The sequence below is a fragment of the Kitasatospora sp. MY 5-36 genome, assembly GCF_001182915.1.
Classification (GTDB): Bacteria; Actinomycetota; Actinomycetes; order Streptomycetales; family Streptomycetaceae; genus Kitasatospora.
In genome coordinates, this window is sequence record NZ_LFVW01000029.1 from 22,132 (window position 1) to 39,612 (window position 17,481).

The following is a 17,481-nucleotide window of genomic DNA, read 5'->3' on the forward strand; positions in this document are numbered from 1 at the left end:
CCCGCCCCGAGGTGTTCTCCGCCCCCGACTACTTCGCCTTCGCCCGGTAGGCGCGCTTCTTCGCGAGTGCGCCGCAGGTCTTCATCGAGCACCAGCGCCGCGCGCCCGCCCTCGACGTGTCCACGAACGGCGTGCCGCAGTCGGGGTTTCCGCAGATGCGCACGCGCGTCCGCTGCTCCTCGGACGCGCAGAGCGCGATCAGGTCCCGCGCGACCATCGACAGCACGGCCGCGATCCCGTCCCCGTCCCACCGCACGGACGCCGCGTCCGCCGAGAGCACGGGCACCGAAGTCGCTTCTGCTGCCGCCCTGTTGACCACCGCGACGTCCTCGGGCGCGGGCGGCGCCCCCTCCGCCAGCGCGACGCCCGTCCGCTGGATCGCCTCGCGCAGTCGCCTCGCTCCCTCCAGTTCTGCCTCGTCGCAGCTCGGCGCCACCGTCGTGCAGCCGCTCTCCACGCTCCACCGGCTCAGGTCCCCCGGTTCGGCGAGCCGCTCGACGTGCAGCTCCTTGCCGCGATCGGCGAGCGTGCCGGCGAAGGCGAAGCACAGCCGTGCGTCGTCGAACCGGAAGTCGGTCTTGGCGCGCTGGCGCCCTTCTCGTCGGCCGTCTTCGTCACTCATGTCCACCACTCTAAGCGGTTGACACGCGACGAAGCGGGCGCATAGCTTCAAGGTCCACCACTTGAACCGGTGGACTTTCCCCGAGGAGGTCGCGTCCATGCGCGCCGCAGTCATCGAAGAACTCCACCAGCCCCTCGTCATCCGTGACGTGCCCGACCCCGTCTGCCCGCCCGACGGCGCCATCGTGCGCGTCGGCGCCAACGGGATCTGCCGCACCGACTGGGCCCTGTGGGCCGGGGACTTCTGGACGGGAGGGCCGCAGGTCAAGCCCCCGTTCGTCCTCGGTCACGAGTTCGCCGGCACCGTCGTGGAGGTCGGCCGGGACGTTCGGGACTGGCGGGACGGCGACCGGGTCATCTTCCCGATGAACCCCGGCGAGGGCTCCTGCGAGATGTGCCGCAGCGGCAACCAGCACGTGTGCGAGCACGTGGACTCGCTCGTCCCCGGCGTCTCCTACTGGGGTGCCTTCGCCGAGTACGTCATGGTCCGCTTCGCCGACGTCAACCTCGTCCGGGTGCCGGAGACCGTCGGATTCGTCGATGTCGCCGCCCTCGCCTGCCGCTACATGACCGCCTTCCACGGCGTCGTCGACCAGGCCCGCGTGCGTGGCGGGGAGTGGGTCGCCGTGTACGGGGCCGGCGGCGGCATGGGCCTGTCCACGGTGGAGATCGCGGCCGCCACCGGCGCCAACGTCATCGCCGTCGACATCTCCGAGGAGAAGCTGGACGCCGCCCGCGCCCTGGGCGCCGTCCACACCGTCAACGCCGCCACCGACGACCCGGCCGAGGCGGTCAGGACCCTCACCCGGGGCGGCGCCCACGTGTCCGTCGACGCCGTCGGCATCGCCGAGGCCTGCCGCAACTCCGTCCTCTCCCTGCGCACGCGCGGCCGCCACCTCCAACTCGGCCACACCACCGGCGCGGAGAAGGGCGACGTCGGGCTACCGATCGACGTGATGATGGTCAAGGAACTGGAATTCCTGGGCGCCTTCGGCATGCAGGGCCAGCGCTTCGGCACCATGCTCAACATGATCGAGGCCGGCCGCCTCAACCCCGGCCGCATCGTCACCCGCACCGTCGGCCTCCACGAGGCGAGTGGCGTGCTGGAGTCCCTGGAGACGTACGGGCCGACCGGCGTCGTCGTCATCGACGAGTTCCGGGCCTGAGCACCGGTGGAAGGAAGCACGACCATGCCCGTTCCCCGCCTGCTGGTCGACCCGGAACTGCGCCGGGCCCTCGACGCCGTCCCGATGACCCCCAACGGCGCGTTCGACCTGACCGACATCCCCGCGACCCGCGAGACCCTCCGCGCCTTCGCCGCGGCCGTCGCCGACTCCACCCCCGACGACCCGTCGGTCACCGTGACCGAACACCGCGCGACCCGGGCCGACGGCCCGGACGTGCCGATCCGCCTGCTGCGGCCCACCACCGCCGGGCCCGGCCCGCTGCCGGTCCTGCTCTGGTTCCACGGCGGCGGGCAGGTACTCGGCTTCGCCGCCCAGGACGACCCCTGGCTCAAGCGGCTCAGCACACGGCTCGGCTGCGCCGTCGCCGCCGTCGACTACCGGCTCGCCCCGGAGACCCCCGCCCCCGGCGCCGCCGAGGACGGGCACACCGCCCACCGGTGGCTCCTCCACGAGGCGCGGGCACTCGGCCTGGACGCCACCCGGATCGGCATCGGCGGCCAGAGCGGCGGCGGGGGAGTCGCGGCGGCCACCGCCCTGCTGGTCCGCGACCACGGCGGCCCCACGCCGCTGTTCCAGGCGCTGATGTACCCCATGCTCGACGACCGGAACCGGACCGCGTCCAGCCACGAGATCACCGACCTCGGCATCTGGGACCGCGCCACCAACCTCCTCGCCTGGCGGGCGATCCTGGGCGACCGCGCCGGCACCGACCAGGTCAGCCCGTACGCCGCCCCCGCCCGCGCGAAGGACCTCGGCGGACTGCCGCCCACCTTCGTCGCCGTCGGCGAACTCGACTCCTTCCGCGACGAGGACCTCGACTACGCCATGCGCCTGCGCGCCCACGGCGTCCCCGTCGAACTCCACCTCTACCCCGGCGCGTACCACGCCTTCGACCTGTTCGCCCCCGAGTCACAGCTCGCCGAGAGCTTCGAGCAGGCCTGGCTCGGCTACCTCGCCCGCCACTTCCGTACCCCCGCGCCCCAGCACCCCCGGCCCCCGGCGTAGACCCGGTCTCCCGCCGTCTGCCCGGACGTGGTCGGAAGTGCCCCTCCGGATGGTCTATACCCGCATCGTCAGCCTCCACGAGGCGGGCGACGTGCTGGAGTCCCTGGAGACGTACGGTCCGACCGGTGCCGTCGTCATCGACGCGTTCCAGGCCTGAGCGGCCGCGGACGGAGACACCGCCATGGCCGCTCCCCGCCTGCGGAGCCCAGGGGCGGCGGACGGGTAGCGAAGGCATCACCCGGTGTGATCGGGCTCTATCATGGCTTTCGTAAGCCCTAGCCGATCACTTGCGGGAGGCCACTCATGAGCGCCTCGGAAGTTGAACGCCCGATCTACCCGCCCGCGCGCCCCCGAGTCACGGTCGAGGAACTGCTGGCAGCCAAGAACACGCAGCCCATACGGTCCCTCGATGAGCTCCAGGCCGACACTTTCGAGTCGGACGAAGAGCTCGACGAGTTCCTGGCGTTCGTCCGCGCCGAACGCCAGCGGAACGTGGCCTGAGGGAGCAAGGTGCAGCCTGTCATTCTTGACACCGACGTCGCGTCCCTGACGCACAAGCGCAGGTTGGCGGATCCGCTGGCCAGTCGCCTGGTGGGCCGTCGACCGGTGATCACGTTCGTCACTTTCGGGGAACTGGCGAAGTGGAGTGAGGTTCGCGACTGGGGAGGGAGGCGTCGGCAGGAGCTCGCGGACTGGATCTCCGGCATCCCGGTTCTCCCCGGCGACGAAGCGGTGGCCGCGACCTGGGGCAGGCTCTCGGCGGCCGGCCTGAAGGCCGGTCTTCCGCGTCCCGTCAACGACATGTGGATCGCGGCCTGCTGTCTCACCTACGACCTTCCGCTGGCGACGCTGAACCTGAAGGACTACGCGTACTTCCAGAAGGAGCACGGCCTCCGAATCCTGGGAGCGGAGTAGCCCCCGGCCGTCTGCCCGGAGGTGGTCGGAGGTACCCCTCCGGATGGTCTATAGTTTTCCTCATCACCCAGATGCGCGGGTGGCGGAATAGGCAGACGCGCTGGATTCAGGTTCCAGTGCCCGAAAGGGCGTGGGGGTTCAACTCCCCCCTCGCGCACAGCGAACGGCCGGTTGATCTTCGGATCAACCGGCCGCTTTGTTTTGTCGTGGCCGTTTTATCGTGACCGTTTTGCCGTGACCGCCGAGGGCCCCGCGCGAATCCGTGCGGGGCCCTCGGCCGTTCGGGTCCGGGCCGATGGGTGTCGGCTGTTCGGCTGTTCGGCGCACGGGGATTGCGGCGCTCAAGGCGGGCGAACAGGGTTGATCCCAAGGGCACTTCGCCAACGAACGAAGGATTCTGGGAGCATGAAGCACACAAGGATGCTCAGACGCGTGGCCGTCTCGGCCGCCGTCATGGCCACCGCCGGCTCGCTCGCGCTGGCCGCGCCCGTACAGGCGCAGACGCGGGCCGCGGGCCAGTGCGGCGGCAACGTCGCCGACTACACCTACCCGGCGCGGGCGTACGTCTTCGACGACGTGATCAGCACGTGGCTCGGCATCTCGTCCGTCCAGTTCAACGACGACATGACCTTGACCGTCGCCCCGAACGCCGCCTCCGCCACCGTCTCCGGCGCCTGGGAACTGCACGACCCGAACGGGCCGAACCCGGCCAAGATCGGGCTGGTGACCTTCTACACCACCGTCTCGCCGGCCGTCGACGGCGACGGCGTGGCCAGCATCTACTGGTACGTCGGCTACCCGAACTGCAACCCCACCGCCGCCGACCCGGCCAAGAAGCTCTTCCAGATCTACGGCGACGTCCAGAAGCAGCCGGTCTACGAGGACGGCACCAAGGGCCCGCTGAGCAAGATCAACGGCTATCAGGCCGACCGCTGACCCCTCCTCCCCGCCGCCGTCCCCGGCCCTCGCACCGTCGCGAGGCCGGGGGCGGCGGTGTGTCGGAGCGTGCCGGCTCCGCACGGTCCCGGGCAGACCGCCGGGCCGGGGGCAAGGGTTTCGACCAGGGGCGAATTCCTGGCTCCGGCGCGCCGATCGGAGCATCGTCGTCACCAGCGAAGCCACGCCGGCCCCGCGGCGGACGACGATCCGCGGGGGGCCGGCGCCAGCCGGAACTCAAGGAGAGGCACTGATCATGCGCATCAACACCTGGACCCGCCGCGCCGCCGCCCTGGCCGTGGGCGCGACCGCCGTCGTCGCCCTGACCGCCGGTTCCGCCAGCGCCGCGAGCACCCTCGCGAAGGGCAGCTCCGGCTCGGCCGTCGGCTGCCTCCAGCAGGGCCTCGACTACGTGGACAGCGCCGGTCTCCAGGTCGACAACGACTTCGGCGGCCTCACCTACAACGCCGTCGTGCACTACCAGAGCGGCCACAGCCTGAGCCCGGACGGCGTCGTCGGCCCGGCCACCGGCGGCTCCATCAAGAACGCGGTCAGCCGGGCCTACAACGCCTCGAACCACGGCGGCGACCACTCCCCGGAGCTCGGCGCCTGGCTGGTCAACTGCAGTGGCCAGCTCCCGGGCTGACGAGGGCCGCGACGGGCCGGGTGCACCCGGCCCGGTGAGTGACTGACGAGGGGCTCGGCGGCCAGGCCGCCGAGCCCCTCCGCGTGCCCTTCCCCATGGTCGGATGACGGATTCGCCACCAGACCGCCCGGTGTGTGTACTTACGACTTTCCCCGGCGCCGTTTACTTCTCCCCTCCGGGGTGGGATCCCCCTCCCGAACGGCGATACCGCCGATCACCGGTGCATCGGAAGGGAGTTGGCGTTGGAGTGGTCCGTGCCGAGACGGGCGGCCGTCTCGCTGACCGCCGCCGCCATCGCGAGCGCGGCCGTGATCCCGGCGGCGGGCGCGCCGTCCGTGCCCCGGCAACTCGCCCGGCCCCGGGGCCGTACGGTGTGCGCGTTCACCGAACTCGACTTCCACGGCCTGCTGGTGCACATCCGGCGGCCGCGGCTGCTGATCGAGCCGCCCGTCGAGAGCGTGGTCAACACCAGCCACGTCGCCTGGTGCTTCTACGAGTCTCCCGCGTACGGCGGCCTCGCCGTCACCCTCGAACCGGGCCGCGGGGCCGCCAGCTTCCCGTACCCGGTGCAGTCCGCGCGGCCGGTGGGGGAGGACGACCCCACCGGCTGACGCAGGCCCCCGTGGGGTCAGGTGCAGAGCTTGTCCTCCGGGCCGGCCTCGCTGACGATCACGTTCCTGTTCAGGTCCACGTTGTAGGTCCAGTACGCGGTCCACAGGCCGATGCCGCTCTGGAGCTCGGAGTCGAAGGAGTGCCGGACGGCCGTGCCGTCCTCGGAAGTGACGTAGCGGAAGGCGACGCGGTTCGCGGTGGAGCCCGGGTCGGGCCTGCCGCGGGTGAGGGTGACGAAGTCGGTCCAGTCGTAGGTGGCGCCGTCCCAGCCGAAGTGGATCCGGCCGTTCTCGCACCTCAGCGGGCGCACCTCGGGGCCGCTGCGGACATGGGCCGTCCGGTCCGAGGGGGCTGCCGACGCCGTGCTCGCGCAGGTTCCCGCAAGCGCGCACACGGCGGCTGCCGCGACCCAGGGGTTCCTCATTGCCTCGCCTTCCTTCCTGTGGTGGTCGAATGCCGTGGCCGGCCGGTCCTCCCGGCCCGCCACGGGCGACGGCCGGTCGACCCGACGGTCGACCGGCCGGTGCCGAGAGGGCTCAGCTGCAGAACTTGCTGGTCGGGCCTTCCTCGCTGACGATCACGTACGTCTCCGAGTCCGCGTCGCGGGTCCAGTACGCGGCCCACAGGCCGGTGCCGCTCTGGTACTCGGAGTCGAACGAGTGCCGGACGGCGCCGGCGGAGGAGACGAAGGCGTAGGCGAGGCGGTTCCTGCTGGTGTCGGCCGGGTCGGGCTTCGTGGTGTAGAGGCCGACGAAGTCGGACGAGGTGCGGGGGGCGCCGTCCCAGCCGTAGAAGATGTGGCCGTTCTCGCAGGTCAGCGGGCGCAGTTCGGGGTCGCCGGGGACGACGCCCCGGCCGCCGGAGGGGGCGGGCGGGACGTGGGTCGCGACGGGTCTCGGGCCGGTGTCCGCGGGCCGGGCGACCGCTGCCGACGCCGTGCCCGCGAAAGCGCCCGCAAGTGCGCAGACGGCGGCTGTTGCGACCCGGAGGTTCTTCATGTCCTCGCTTCTCCCTTGTTCGCGGGACCGCCCACCGATCCCGGTCTGCCTGCGTACCAATCGGAGGCCCCGGGGCAGACCGTGTGACCGGGATTTGGTTCGAATGGCGGCCGTCCCGTACCGGCCGTTCCGGCTACCGGCCCTCCACGCGGCGGGCGCGGCGGAGGACCTCAAAGACCGCCACGCCCGCGACGGCTCCGAGCGCCAGCAGCGCGGCCACGGTCGCCGCGTCGGGAGCGGTGACCGGCTGGGCGCGCAGCGCCTGCCAGAGGAGGACGAGCACCAGGCCCAGGTAGGCCGCCCCGGCGATCCCCATCAGCGCGACCCGGTGGTGCTCGGACAGCCCGCGCGGCCGGGTGGCGAGGAGGAAGCCGAGCAGCGGCAGCACCTGGAGCGCGTGGAGGCCGAGGAAGTGGGGGATCCGCAGGTCGCCGCCGAGGGTGCTCCAGTCGGTGACGGGCATTCCCGGGCCGCCGTCAGCGAGCCCGACGGTGTGCGCGCCGACGACGGGCAGGCCGTGGCCCCGCCTGGCGGCCGCGCGCTGCGGGGAGGTCGGCAGCGTCATCAGGAACGCGACGGCCATGCCGAGGGCGCTTACGGCGATGCCCAGCCGCAGCCCCCACGCGAACACCGGCGGCCGCACCCGCTGACGCAGCAGCAGCACGACGACCACCAGGGCCATCGCCCAGGTGGCGACGATGAAGGCGGCCATCGTCATCCACACCGCCGTCGCCGCCGGGGTGGCGAAGTTGAAGTGGCTGGTCGTGCCGGCCGCCGCCGCGGCGGCGATCAGGGCCATCTCGACGACCAGCGACACGGCCGTCACCCGGGAGACGACCCGGACGAGGCGGTCGTGGCCGCGGACGAAGGTGAGCAGCCAGAGCAGGGTGAGGGGGTAGAGGCCGATCGAGAGCGCGAAGCGGGCCGGTTTCGCCCAGGCGGGCTGCCCGGTGATCGACCGGGGATCGGCGAGCAGGCCGACCAGGGCGACGGCCAGCATCAGGGCCATCAGGGCGGCCGTCCCGGCCAGCGGCCGGTTCGCCGCCCATGCCCGCCGCGCCAGTTCCGAGGGCCTGGGGGCCCGGGTCATGGGGTTCCTCTCCGGGTGGGGCCACGGGAACGGCCGGTCGACCTCGTGGTCGACCGGCCGTTTCGTCATTCCGGGATCCGGTTCAGCGGGGGCCCTGTCCCGGGGCCCCGTACGTCCGGTGGTGCGGGGTCCGTCAGCCGTTCACCAGGGTGGCGCCCGAGCCGGTGAACCCACCGGTGACGCCCTCGTCGTCGGACCAGATCCCGAAGTCGGCGTGCGAGACGCCCTCGGGGCTGACCGAGGACTCGGCGCCCGCGACACCGGCGCCGTCCGGGCCGGCGGTGAAGAAGCCCTGGCCCCAGGCCGCGTCGACGCCCCCATGGGCCGAGGCCAGGCCGGCGGCGCCGATCACGAGCGGGACGGTGAGGGCGCTGACGGCCAGGACACGCTTGAGAACACGCATGGTGGTTTCCTCCGTGGGATTCGAGGTCATGAGCGGCGGCGCCGATCGGCCCGCCGGAACCAGCCAGACACGCACCGCCAGCCCCCGCAAGCGAGGCCGCCATCCGAACAGGCCTAACGGTTCGTCAGACGCGCCGCGCCGACCTGCGGAAATGGCCGATCGGGCGATCATCCGCCGACGTCGTTCGGGCGGAGCAGCCCTGCGGTATGTGGTTCCGCTCCGGGCAGGCCCATGGGAACGGCCGGTCGACCTTCGTGGTCGACCGGCCGCTCCCTCATTCCGGGATCCGGATCAGCGGTGTCCCCGCTCCGGGGGTCCGTACGTCCGGTGGTGCGGGGTTCGTCAGCCTTGGTTCCAGGTGGCGCCCGAGCCGGTGAACGAGCCGGAGACGCCGCTGTCGTCGGCCCAGACCCAGAAGTCGGCGTGTGAGACGCCTTCGGGGCTGACCGAGGACTCGGCGCCCGCGATGCCGGCGCCGTTCTCGTTGGCGATGAACTGGCCCTTGCCCCAGGACGCGTCCAGGCCCTCCTGGGCCGAGGCGAGGCCGGCGGTGCCGATCACGAGCGGGACGGTGAGGGCGCTGACGGCCAGGACACGCTTGAGAACACGCATGGTGGTTTCCTCCGTGGGATTCGAGGTCATGAGCGGCGGCGCCGATCGGCCCGCCGGAACCAGCGGGACACGTGCCGCCGCCCCGCGCAAGCGGGGTCGCCAGCCGAACGGTGCCCACAGTGCGTCAGGCGCGCCGCGCCGACCTGCGGAAACGGCCGCTCGCGCGGTCGATCGCCGAGGTCGTCCGGGCGGAGCAGGCGGTGCGTCAGGAGACGCGGCGGCGGCCGGCCGATCCGAGGGCCGACCGGCCGCCGGGCTCACGCGGCCGTGGATTGCGGTTGGCCTCGTTGGCGGACGAGCCCGACCCCGTCCTGGTCACCCGGGTCGGCACCGGCGCCCTCTACCTCGACCGCCTCGGCGCGGTGTCGTCCCGGCACGCCATGCTGCTGGAGGTGTCGGCCGCCCTCTGCGCCGAGGACGACCGGGGCGCCCTGCGCCGCTTCGCCCTCGCACTGGACACCCCCGGAGCCGACCGGTGGCGCTTCGACCACGCCCGGGTCCGGCTCGCCCACGGCGAACGGCTCCGCCGGGCCCGGGCGACGGTCCGGGCCAGGGCCCAACTCGCCGCCGCCCTGGAGGTGTTCGAGGAGCTGGACGCCCGGCCGTGGGCCAAGCGGGCGCGGAACGAACTGCGGGCGACGGGCGCGAGCAGGCCGCGGGCGGACGCCTCGAACACCCACGGCCTGAGCGTCCAGAAGCTGGAGATCGCCCGCCTCGCCGCCTCCGGACTCACCAACAAGCAGATCGCCGAACGGCTGTTCCTCTCGCACCGGACCGTCGGCGGGCACCTGTACCAGATCTACGAGCGGCTCGGCATCACCTCCCGCACCATGCTGCGCGACGCCCTCGGGCCCGCGCCGGAGCAGGGCTGAGAACGGCCGGTCCGAGAGGGGACCGGCCGTTCCGCGTCAGGGCTTCCAGACCACGGGGTGGGACGCGACCGGCTGGCCGGCCGCGTTCAGCTCGACGGCGTGACCGGCAACCAGTCCGGCGTCGTTGATGTACCTGGCCTCGGCGTACGGGCCGAGCGGGGACGGCGGGAGCGTGACGGTCGTCCCGTCGGGCTGCCACAGCAGGGCGGTGCTGCGGGTCCAGTCCGGGCCCTGGGCGCTGCCGACGGCGGTACCCGCGTTGTTGACCGCCATGGCCTCGCTCTGCCGGCCCGCCGGGCCGCCGAGCAGGGTCTGGCTGCCGTCCGGGTTCCAGCGGGCGGCGAACGTGAAGTGCGCCGCGTCGAACGTGGCCCCGACGACGGTGCCCGCGCTGTTGACGGCCCGTGTCCGGCCGTAGCCGGCGTCGCGGACGGTGCCGTCGGCCGTCCAGACCAGCACCCGGTCGAACTCCGTGCCGCCGGCCCGCCGCCCGTGGCCGAGCACCACGCCGTCGTCGGTCATCCTGTCCACCCGGGCGCCGTCGACGCCCGGCGGGAGCGGGAGCGCGGTCACCGCGTCGGCCGGGCTCCAGAGCACCGGGGTCTCCTGGTAGTCGCCGTCGGCGAGGCGCCGTACGGAACTGCCGGCGACGAAGCCCGCGTTGGTGACGGAGGCGGTCGAGCCCATGGTGTCGCCGGGCAGCAGCGGCAGGTCGACCCGGGTGCCGTCGGCCCGCCACTTCAGGGGCTTGGGCTGGTAGACCTCGTCGTACGAGCCGCCCACCACGACACCGGCGTCGTTGACCGCTCCCGCGCCGCCGCCGCGGACTCCGGCCGGCAGCTCCAGCGCGGTCGGGGTGCCGTCCGGGGCCCAGCGGACCGGGTGGTTGTCGCTCAGCGACACGAAGGAGAGACCGACCACGGTGCCCGTGTCGTTGTGCCCGGCCGGCCGGCTGGACAGGTCGCCGGGCAGCGGCGCCAGGACGGTGTAGCCGAGGTGGTCGGGGCTCCAGCGGATGGCGCGCGGACCGGACTGGCCGGGGGTCTTCGCGAAGTACTCGCCGACGACGACGCCGTCGCGGCTCAGGCCCCACACCGTGCTGTAGGCGGTGTCCGGCGGGGTCGGCAGGAACTGCGGGGAGGCCAGGTAGTGGGCGGGAGCGGCAGCCGCCGCGGGTATCGGGCCGAGGAGCAGGGCGGCGGCCGTCGCGGCGGCGGCGAGGGCGGCCGTACGAGAAGTGCGTGAACCGGTCATGCGGAGAACTCCTGTTACGTCGGGGCGACTTCGGGTCGTGGCCATCAGGGCTTCCAGACCATCGCGCGCGGCAGCGACTGCGCGTCCGGCAGGGTGGCGTGCCCGACGATCACCCCGGACTCGTTGACGAGGGAGGCCGAGGCGTACGGGCTGAGCGAGGACGGCGGGAGCGTGACGGCCGTCCCGTCGCGCTTCCACAGCAGTGCCGTGCCGTGGTCCCAGTCCGAACCCGTCGCGGTGCCGACGGCGGTGCCCGCGCTGTTGATCGTGCGCGCCGTGCTCTGTTGGCCTGCCGGGCCGTCGAGCAGCGTCCGGGTGCCGTCCGGGTTCCAGTAGGCGGCGTGCAGGGAGCGGGCGGCGTCGAACGCCGCCCCGACGACGGTGTCGGTGTTGGTGATGGAGTTCGGCCGGCCCTCGCCGATGTCCCGGACGGTGCCGTCCGCCGCCCAGAGCACCACCCGGTCGAGCTCGGTGCTCCCCTCTCGCCGTCCGGGGCCGACGATCACACCGGCGTCGGTGATCCGGTAGACCCCGGCCACGTCGATCCCCGGCGGGAGCGGCAGCGCGGTCACGGTGCCCGACGGGCTCCAGACCACCGCGCGCTTCCGGGGCTCGCCGCTGAGACGTCGTTCGGACCAGCCGATGACGAAGCCCGCGTCGTTGACGGCCGTGGTCGCACCGGTGTCGTCGCCGTCCAGCAGCGGCAGGGCGACCCTGGTGCCGTCGGCCCGCCACTTCACGGGCAGGGGGCGGAACACCGCGTCGTACGAATCGCCTATCACGACACCGGTGTTGTTGATCCCGTTCGCGCCGCCGCCGCGGGCTCCGGCCGGAAGTTCCAGTGCGGTCGAGGTGCCGTCGAGGGCCCAGCGGACCGGGTGGTTGTCGGTCAGCGTCGCGAAGGAGACCCCGACCGCGGTGCCGGCCTCGTTCATGGCGCCCGGGCGGGTGCCGATCTCGCCGGGCAGCGGTTCCAGGGCGGTGAGGCCGAGGTTGCCGGTGTTCCAGCGGAGGGCGCGCGGGGCGAACCGGCCGGGGATGTCCAGGTAGCACTCGCCGAGGACGTCGCCCGCGTTGTTCAGGCTGTACGCGGTGCTGAGCGGGGCGGCGTTGGCGGGCAGCGGTAGGAGGTGGGGGGTCGGGAGCGGTGGGCCGGGGTCGGCCGTTGCGGCGGGTACCGGGCCGAGGAGCAGGGCGACGGCCGTCGCGGCGGCGGCGAGGGCGGCCGTGCGCGGGGTGGATGAACCAGCCATCCGGAAACTCCTGTCTCTTCAATGACCTTGTGGATCAAGCGAATTGACGTTTCGTCGGAGTCAGGCTGGTCGGGTGCCCGGTCCGGTGGCCAAGTCTCGGCCACCGTCCGTTCGTTGGCAGGCCGATCACCGAAACGGCCGGAATCCGCACCCCCGGATCCGCATCGGGCAGGTCGGGAGGGGTGCGGATCCGGGGCGGCGGCCGATTTCCCGTGGTTCGGCCGAGCGGGGCGGTGGGGGTGCCGGGGCGGGCGTCGTTCCGCCTCCGCCCGGCTGCGTCAGCCGGGTGCGATCGCCGGGGCGCCGCTGCCGGTGGTGCCCTCCGTGGTGCCCTCGGCGGCGTCCCGGCCGCCGCTCCAGCCGCTTCCGGAGCCGCCGCCACCGGAGCCGCCACCGGAGCTGTCACCAGAGCCGCCACCGGAGCCGCCGCCGGAACCCCGGACGTACACCGTGAAGGAGGTCAGGCCGGGGGGAAGTTCCCAGGCCCCACCGGCCCGGACGGACACCCGGTAGGCCTGCGGGCCGCCGTCCCGCTGGGCGGGTGCGGCCGGGGCGGTCGTCGTGGTGCCGGTCGTGACGGCCAGCGCCGTGGCAGTGGAGGCGGTCGCCAACAGGCCTTGCCGGAAGAGCTTTTGATTGATCGTCATCCTTGCGATGGTCTGATCTCCGGCGGCCCCGGCGGTGGCTTCGACCCCGAATCACGCGAACGAGTGGTCGCGTTCCGGCCGAGTTCGACGCGGGCCCTCGTCGGTGAAGGTCGGCGGCCCTCGGACGGGCGGCCCTCGGACGGGCGGCGCGGGACCTCGCCCGGGGCCCCGCCGCGGGGAGCCGCGTCGCGCTCGGCGGAGTCGGCGGAGCCGGCGGGTGGCGGACGGCGCGGGGGCACGGCGCGGACCTGCGGAGATCCTCCCTCGATCGGGGGAGGGCGAGGGTGCGAAGGCCGGTGATACTGGCGGACATGATCAAGGGACTGAAGCCGCTGCTGCGCGGGTCGACGTATACGGGTGTGCTGTTCGCGGTGGTCGGGGCAGTGGCCGCGCTGCCGGTGGCGATGGTGGCGCTCGGGGTGACGCTGGGGCTGTCCGGCCGCCCGGACTCGGTCTGGGTGGCGCTGCCCCTGTGGGCGGTGCTGCTCGGGCTGTGCGGGCTGCCCCGGCTGGTGCGCCGGGTGCTGGCGGCGGGGGCGCGCAGGACGCTGGGCGTCGCGGTGCCCGCCCCGGTGAAGGGGGCCGCCGCGGCGGAGTGGTGGCGGACGCCGGCGTTCGTGGTGGCGCACGTGGCGCTGGGCTGGACGGTGCTGATCGGCGGCAGCACGCTGCTGGTGACGGCCGTGGCGCTGCCCGGGCGCTGGGCGGAGGGCACGGCGAGGGTCAGCCTCCTCGGCTGGGCCACGGACGTGACGGGCGTCTGGGCCTGGATCGTGGGAGTGCTCGCCCTGGTGCTCGCGGCGGCGCTGTTCGTGGCCGTGTCGGGCGCGCTGCGGTGGCTGGCGCCCCGGCTGCTCGGGCCCTCGCCGGCCGAGCGGCTCGCGATGGCCGCCGAGCGGGAGCGGCTGCTCGCCGAACGCAACCGGCTGGCCCACGAACTGCACGACTCCATCGGGCACACCCTGACCGCCGCCACCATCCAGGCCGCCGTCGCGGGCGAGGTACTGGCCGACGACCCGGTCGCCGCGCGGGCCGCCATGCGCAGCATCGAGGAGTCGACCCGGGCCGCGCTGGAGGACCTCGACTACGTGCTCGGCGCGCTGCGCGAGGAGCAGTCCGGCACCGCGCCGACCCGCACCCTCACCGACCTGCCCGAACTGATCGACCGGCTCCGGCACGCGGGCGCCGTCGTGGCGCCGCGCACCACCGGGGACCTGGCGCAGGTGCAGGGCACGCTCTCCCGGGCCGCGTACCGGATCGTCCAGGAGGGGCTGACCAACGCGCTGCGGCACGGCTCGGGCGGGACGATCGAGCTGCGGGTGGCGGCGGGGGCGGACGAGCTGGAGCTGAGCGTGGTCAACGGAGTGGCGGACGGGGCCGCGGCGGGCGGCTTCCCGACCTCCGGGCACGGCCTGCCCGGGTTGGCCGAGCGGGTGCGGCTGCTGCACGGCGAGTTCGAGGCCGGCCCGTACGGCGAGGGGCAGTGGCGGCTGGCGGTCCGGCTGCCGATGCGGTGGTCGGCGTGAGCGGGAGCGGTGGTCGCGGCTCCGGGGGGAGCGGGGCCGACGGGAGCGTGAGCGGGGCCGGTGAGGACAGGGCGGCCGACCCCGCCGCTGGGGCGGCGCCCGACGTCACCCTCCTGATCGCCGACGACGACCCCGTCACCCGCAGCGGCCTGAGCACCCTGCTGGGCGCCCAACAGGGCATCACGGTGGTCGGGCGGGCCGCCGACGGCGTCGAAGTGGTCCAGCAGGTACGGATGTTGCGCCCGGACGTGGTGCTGATGGACGTGCGAATGCCGCGTCGCAACGGGATCGAGGCGACCCGCGAACTGCTGAAGGACGCCGACCCGCCCAAGGTCGTGGTGATCACCACCTTCGAGAACGACGGCTACGTCACCGCCGCGCTGAGCGCCGGCGCCAGCGGCTTCGTGCTGAAGCGGCGGCCCGTCCCGCAGATCGCCGAGGCGGTGCGGGTGGTGGCCGCCGGGGAGGCGGTGCTGTTCCCCGCCGCGCTGCGCCGGATGGTCGCGGCCCGGCCGCTGGAGTCGGCCGAGGCGCTGCCCAGGGCGGCGCTGACCGGCCGGGAGGAGGGGGTGCTGCGGCTGATGGCGACCGGGCTCTCCAACCCGGAGATCGCGCAGGCCCTCGCGGTGAGCCAGGAGACGGTGAAGACGCACGTCGGGAACGTGCTGGGCAAGCTCGGCGCGCAGAACCGGACCCACGCGGTGGTGATCGCGTACGAGAGCGGGCTGGTGGTGCCGGGGCTGCCCGGCGCCTGAGCGGCTGTGCGGCCACGGTGATGTGGCCACGGCGGGAGCAGCCCCGGCGGTCGGTGCGGCCTGCGGCCTGCGGTGTGCGGGCTTACGGCCTGCGGTGTGCGGGCGTGCGGCCTGTGGCTTACGGCCTGCGGCTTACGGCCTCGGGTCGATCGGGGCGAGGGTGCCGAGGCGGTCCTCGACGGCCTGGGCGGCGGCCAGGCAGAGGTCCTCCCGGAAGGCCCGGCCGACGAGCTGCACACCGGTGGGGAGGCCGTCCGCGGCGAGACCGGTCGGGACGGCGACGGACGGGACGCCGACGAAGCTGGTCACCGAGCAGAGCCGCATGGCCGAGGCGACCCGGTCCCGGCCCGCCTGGTCCCGCGACTCCAGGCCCGGTTCGACCGGCGGCTCGGTGAACACCGGGCCCAGCAGCAGCGGGTACGCGTGCAGGAACTCCGCCCAGGAGCGGCGGATGTTCATCCAGGTGCCCAGCAGCCGGATCAGGCCGGGGCCGTCCACGGGCGGGGAGCTGCGCATCGTCAGCTCGATGAAGCGGTCGCCGCCCTCGCCCAGCAGCTGCCGGACGGCGGGCCAGTTCGGCGCGAACTCGGTGCCGGTCAGGCGGTGGTAGGTGTCGAGCGCCTCGTCCAGCCGCGGGACGTCGGGGACCTCCTGGACGTCGTACCCGGCGTCGCGCAGCGCGTCGGCGGCGGTCTCGACGGCGCGGCGGACGGTCGGGTGGACGCCGTGGCCGCCCGGGTCGGCGACGACGGCGACCCGGACGGGGGCGGCGAGCGGCTCGCCGTACAGCGGGACGGGCACGGCGCGCGGGTCTCGCGGGTCGGTGCCCGCCAGCGTCTCGTAGGCGAGCCGCAGGTCGGCGACCGTACGGGCCAACGGGCCGTCGGTGACCAGGATCTGGGAGGCCGGGCCGGGGTCGTCCGGGCCGATCAGGCGCTGGTCGGCGGGGAAGCGGCCGGTGGTCGGATCGAGGGCGGCGACCCCGCAGAAGGAGGCGGGGATGCGGACCGAGCCGCCGGAGTCGTTGCCGAGCCCGAGCGGGGCCATCCCGGCGGCGACGGCCACGCCGTCCCCGCCGCTGGTGCCGCCCGGGGTGCGGCGCCGGTCCCAGGGGTTGTAGGTGTCGCCGTACAGCTCGCTGCGGGTGTGCATCCCGGCGAGGATCAGGGTCGGCAGGTTGCTGTGGCCGATCGGGATCGCCCCGGCCGCGCGCAGCCGGGCCACCGGGACGGCGTCGTCGGTGGCGACGTGGTCGCGGAAGCGCGGGGTGCCGAAGGTGGTGGCCACGCCGGCGATCGGGGTGCACTCCTTCACGGTGAACGGCACGCCCGCGAGCGGCCCGAGGGGCTCGCCGGCGGCCCGGCGGCGGTCGGTGTCCCGCGCGGCCGCGCGGGCCCGGTCGGCGAGGAGCTGGGTGACGGCGTTCAGACGGGGGTTGACCTCGTCGATCCGGGCCAGGTGGCTGTCCACCACCTCCAGGGCCGACACCTCGCCGCCGCGCACGGCGGCGGCGAGTTCGGTGGCGGGCTTGCTCCACAGGGACATGGGGGCGCTCCTCGGCGGGTCGTCGGGCTCGTTCCGATGCGGTCGCATCGGAACGGAACGAACCCTAGCCCGGAACCGATACGCTTGCATCGGAATATCGAATATCGGAGAACACTGCGGCGAGGAGGACGGGCATGCCGAAACAGGTGGACCACGAGGGCCGGCGCCGGCGGATCGCCGAGGCCGTCTGCCTGCTGGTGGACGAGCACGGGCTGGAGGGCGTCACCCTGCGGGACGTCGCCACCCGGGCGGAGGTCTCGATGGGGGCCGTCCAGCGCTGCTTCCGCACCAAGGAGGAGATGCTGCTGGCCGCGCTCGCGTACGTCGGCGAGCGGGTCACCGCGCGGGTGCGGAACCGGCTCACGGCCGGCCCGGCGCAGTCGGCGGCCACCGAACTCGGGCTGGTGGCGGGCGAGGTGGCGCTGCTGCGCGAGGAACACCGGGCCGAGGCCAGGATCTGGCTCGCCTTCGTCGCCGGGGCCGCCGTCAACCCGGCGCTGGCGGCCACCCTGCGGAGCAGCTACGCGGCGCTGGAGGGGCTGGTGGTGCGGCTGGTCGCGGAGGCGGCGGGCGGGGGATCGGCGCTGGGCGGGGCGACGGGCGG

The 17,481-nt window shown here is 73.9% G+C and carries 21 protein-coding genes and 1 tRNA gene; 12 read left to right on the plus strand and 10 right to left on the minus strand.

What is annotated here, in order from left to right:
* Positions 1 to 28 precede the first annotated feature (28 nt).
* Entirely contained in the window at positions 29 to 622 is a 594-nt protein-coding gene (locus AE652_RS46110; RefSeq protein ID WP_159028325.1) for an ABATE domain-containing protein, read from the minus strand.
* Positions 623 to 719: 97 nt separating this feature from the next.
* On the opposite strand from AE652_RS46110, the gene AE652_RS02395 reads away from it, so the two are divergent.
* The 8 genes from AE652_RS02395 (at position 720) to AE652_RS02430 (ending at position 5,921) form a co-directional block, all read left to right on the plus strand.
* Complete coding sequence (locus AE652_RS02395) at positions 720 to 1,787, plus strand: alcohol dehydrogenase catalytic domain-containing protein (RefSeq protein WP_049649390.1); 1,068 nt, start codon at positions 720 to 722, stop codon at positions 1,785 to 1,787.
* Between the two features lie 24 nt (positions 1,788 to 1,811).
* Positions 1,812 to 2,813, plus strand: a complete 1,002-nt coding sequence (locus AE652_RS02400; protein WP_063780031.1) for an alpha/beta hydrolase — start codon at positions 1,812 to 1,814, stop codon at positions 2,811 to 2,813.
* A 303-nt stretch (positions 2,814 to 3,116) separates the two neighbouring features.
* Complete coding sequence (locus AE652_RS02405) at positions 3,117 to 3,314, plus strand: hypothetical protein (protein WP_049649391.1); 198 nt, start codon at positions 3,117 to 3,119, stop codon at positions 3,312 to 3,314.
* 9 nt (positions 3,315 to 3,323) lie between these two features.
* Positions 3,324 to 3,728: a type II toxin-antitoxin system VapC family toxin gene (locus AE652_RS02410; protein WP_049649392.1), complete on the plus strand. Its 405-nt coding sequence runs from the start codon at positions 3,324 to 3,326 to the stop codon at positions 3,726 to 3,728.
* A gap of 73 nt (positions 3,729 to 3,801) precedes the next feature.
* A tRNA-Leu gene (locus AE652_RS02415) sits at positions 3,802 to 3,885 on the plus strand.
* A 248-nt stretch (positions 3,886 to 4,133) separates the two neighbouring features.
* The gene (locus AE652_RS02420) at positions 4,134 to 4,664 is read left to right on the plus strand and encodes a hypothetical protein (protein ID WP_159028326.1); all 531 of its coding nucleotides are present in this window, start codon (positions 4,134 to 4,136) and stop codon (positions 4,662 to 4,664) included.
* Between the two features lie 256 nt (positions 4,665 to 4,920).
* Complete coding sequence (locus AE652_RS02425) at positions 4,921 to 5,310, plus strand: peptidoglycan-binding protein (protein ID WP_049649394.1); 390 nt, start codon at positions 4,921 to 4,923, stop codon at positions 5,308 to 5,310.
* 254 nt (positions 5,311 to 5,564) lie between these two features.
* The gene (locus tag AE652_RS02430; protein WP_159028327.1) at positions 5,565 to 5,921 is read left to right on the plus strand and encodes a hypothetical protein; all 357 of its coding nucleotides are present in this window, start codon (positions 5,565 to 5,567) and stop codon (positions 5,919 to 5,921) included.
* Between the two features lie 17 nt (positions 5,922 to 5,938).
* Here the strand turns inward: AE652_RS02430 and AE652_RS02435 are convergent, their stop codons facing one another.
* The 5 genes from AE652_RS02435 to AE652_RS02455 all read right to left on the minus strand — a co-directional run bounded on the left by AE652_RS02435 (position 5,939) and on the right by AE652_RS02455 (position 9,025).
* Positions 5,939 to 6,346: a hypothetical protein gene (locus tag AE652_RS02435; protein ID WP_159028328.1), complete on the minus strand. Its 408-nt coding sequence runs from the start codon at positions 6,344 to 6,346 to the stop codon at positions 5,939 to 5,941.
* A gap of 112 nt (positions 6,347 to 6,458) precedes the next feature.
* Entirely contained in the window at positions 6,459 to 6,920 is a 462-nt protein-coding gene (locus AE652_RS02440) for a hypothetical protein (protein WP_049649397.1), read from the minus strand.
* Positions 6,921 to 7,053: 133 nt separating this feature from the next.
* Positions 7,054 to 8,010: a hypothetical protein gene (locus AE652_RS02445; protein ID WP_063780034.1), complete on the minus strand. Its 957-nt coding sequence runs from the start codon at positions 8,008 to 8,010 to the stop codon at positions 7,054 to 7,056.
* A gap of 133 nt (positions 8,011 to 8,143) precedes the next feature.
* Positions 8,144 to 8,413 carry a hypothetical protein gene (locus AE652_RS02450; protein WP_049649399.1) on the minus strand — a complete coding sequence of 90 codons (270 nt, stop codon included), beginning with the start codon at positions 8,411 to 8,413 and terminating at the stop codon, positions 8,144 to 8,146.
* 342 nt (positions 8,414 to 8,755) lie between these two features.
* Positions 8,756 to 9,025, minus strand: coding sequence for a hypothetical protein (locus AE652_RS02455; protein ID WP_049649400.1), 270 nt, complete (start codon positions 9,023 to 9,025; stop codon positions 8,756 to 8,758).
* A 278-nt stretch (positions 9,026 to 9,303) separates the two neighbouring features.
* Here AE652_RS02455 and AE652_RS02460 point away from each other — a divergent pair, with 278 nt between their 5' ends.
* Positions 9,304 to 9,897, plus strand: a complete 594-nt coding sequence (locus AE652_RS02460) for a helix-turn-helix transcriptional regulator (protein WP_049649401.1) — start codon at positions 9,304 to 9,306, stop codon at positions 9,895 to 9,897.
* Between the two features lie 36 nt (positions 9,898 to 9,933).
* Here the strand turns inward: AE652_RS02460 and AE652_RS02465 are convergent, their stop codons facing one another.
* The 3 genes from AE652_RS02465 to AE652_RS02475 all read right to left on the minus strand — a co-directional run bounded on the left by AE652_RS02465 (position 9,934) and on the right by AE652_RS02475 (position 13,051).
* Positions 9,934 to 11,151, minus strand: coding sequence for a hypothetical protein (locus AE652_RS02465; protein ID WP_049649402.1), 1,218 nt, complete (start codon positions 11,149 to 11,151; stop codon positions 9,934 to 9,936).
* A 44-nt stretch (positions 11,152 to 11,195) separates the two neighbouring features.
* Positions 11,196 to 12,404, minus strand: coding sequence for a hypothetical protein (locus AE652_RS02470; protein ID WP_049649403.1), 1,209 nt, complete (start codon positions 12,402 to 12,404; stop codon positions 11,196 to 11,198).
* Positions 12,405 to 12,682: 278 nt separating this feature from the next.
* The gene (locus tag AE652_RS02475; RefSeq protein ID WP_159028329.1) at positions 12,683 to 13,051 is read right to left on the minus strand and encodes a hypothetical protein; all 369 of its coding nucleotides are present in this window, start codon (positions 13,049 to 13,051) and stop codon (positions 12,683 to 12,685) included.
* A gap of 311 nt (positions 13,052 to 13,362) precedes the next feature.
* Here AE652_RS02475 and AE652_RS02480 point away from each other — a divergent pair, with 311 nt between their 5' ends.
* Positions 13,363 to 14,577: a histidine kinase gene (locus AE652_RS02480; protein ID WP_049649413.1), complete on the plus strand. Its 1,215-nt coding sequence runs from the start codon at positions 13,363 to 13,365 to the stop codon at positions 14,575 to 14,577.
* Positions 14,578 to 14,624: 47 nt separating this feature from the next.
* The gene (locus AE652_RS02485) at positions 14,625 to 15,332 is read left to right on the plus strand and encodes a response regulator transcription factor (protein ID WP_049649405.1); all 708 of its coding nucleotides are present in this window, start codon (positions 14,625 to 14,627) and stop codon (positions 15,330 to 15,332) included.
* Positions 15,333 to 15,464: 132 nt separating this feature from the next.
* Here the strand turns inward: AE652_RS02485 and AE652_RS02490 are convergent, their stop codons facing one another.
* On the minus strand, positions 15,465 to 16,877 hold the full coding sequence (locus AE652_RS02490) for an amidase (RefSeq protein ID WP_049649406.1): 1,413 nt from the start codon (positions 16,875 to 16,877) through the stop codon (positions 15,465 to 15,467).
* Between the two features lie 134 nt (positions 16,878 to 17,011).
* Here AE652_RS02490 and AE652_RS02495 point away from each other — a divergent pair.
* Positions 17,012 to 17,481 (plus strand): TetR/AcrR family transcriptional regulator (locus AE652_RS02495; RefSeq protein ID WP_063780032.1); only part of this gene is annotated, 470 nt, incomplete at its 3' end.

Excerpts from the sequence above, each read along its gene's own strand:
- AE652_RS46110 (WP_159028325.1), bottom strand. The coding sequence starts at position 622 with ATGAGTGACGAAGACGGCCGACGAGAAGGGCGCCAGCGCGCCAAGACC.
- AE652_RS02395 (WP_049649390.1), top strand. The coding sequence starts at position 720 with ATGCGCGCCGCAGTCATCGAAGAACTCCACCAGCCCCTCGTCATCCGT.
- AE652_RS02400 (WP_063780031.1), top strand. The coding sequence starts at position 1,812 with ATGCCCGTTCCCCGCCTGCTGGTCGACCCGGAACTGCGCCGGGCCCTC.
- AE652_RS02405 (WP_049649391.1), top strand. The coding sequence starts at position 3,117 with ATGAGCGCCTCGGAAGTTGAACGCCCGATCTACCCGCCCGCGCGCCCC.
- AE652_RS02420 (WP_159028326.1), top strand. The coding sequence starts at position 4,134 with ATGAAGCACACAAGGATGCTCAGACGCGTGGCCGTCTCGGCCGCCGTC.
- AE652_RS02425 (WP_049649394.1), top strand. The coding sequence starts at position 4,921 with ATGCGCATCAACACCTGGACCCGCCGCGCCGCCGCCCTGGCCGTGGGC.
- AE652_RS02435 (WP_159028328.1), bottom strand. The coding sequence starts at position 6,346 with ATGAGGAACCCCTGGGTCGCGGCAGCCGCCGTGTGCGCGCTTGCGGGA.
- AE652_RS02440 (WP_049649397.1), bottom strand. The coding sequence starts at position 6,920 with ATGAAGAACCTCCGGGTCGCAACAGCCGCCGTCTGCGCACTTGCGGGC.
- AE652_RS02445 (WP_063780034.1), bottom strand. The coding sequence starts at position 8,010 with ATGACCCGGGCCCCCAGGCCCTCGGAACTGGCGCGGCGGGCATGGGCG.
- AE652_RS02450 (WP_049649399.1), bottom strand. The coding sequence starts at position 8,413 with ATGCGTGTTCTCAAGCGTGTCCTGGCCGTCAGCGCCCTCACCGTCCCG.
- AE652_RS02455 (WP_049649400.1), bottom strand. The coding sequence starts at position 9,025 with ATGCGTGTTCTCAAGCGTGTCCTGGCCGTCAGCGCCCTCACCGTCCCG.
- AE652_RS02465 (WP_049649402.1), bottom strand. The coding sequence starts at position 11,151 with ATGACCGGTTCACGCACTTCTCGTACGGCCGCCCTCGCCGCCGCCGCG.
- AE652_RS02470 (WP_049649403.1), bottom strand. The coding sequence starts at position 12,404 with ATGGCTGGTTCATCCACCCCGCGCACGGCCGCCCTCGCCGCCGCCGCG.
- AE652_RS02475 (WP_159028329.1), bottom strand. The coding sequence starts at position 13,051 with ATGACGATCAATCAAAAGCTCTTCCGGCAAGGCCTGTTGGCGACCGCC.
- AE652_RS02480 (WP_049649413.1), top strand. The coding sequence starts at position 13,363 with ATGATCAAGGGACTGAAGCCGCTGCTGCGCGGGTCGACGTATACGGGT.
- AE652_RS02490 (WP_049649406.1), bottom strand. The coding sequence starts at position 16,877 with ATGTCCCTGTGGAGCAAGCCCGCCACCGAACTCGCCGCCGCCGTGCGC.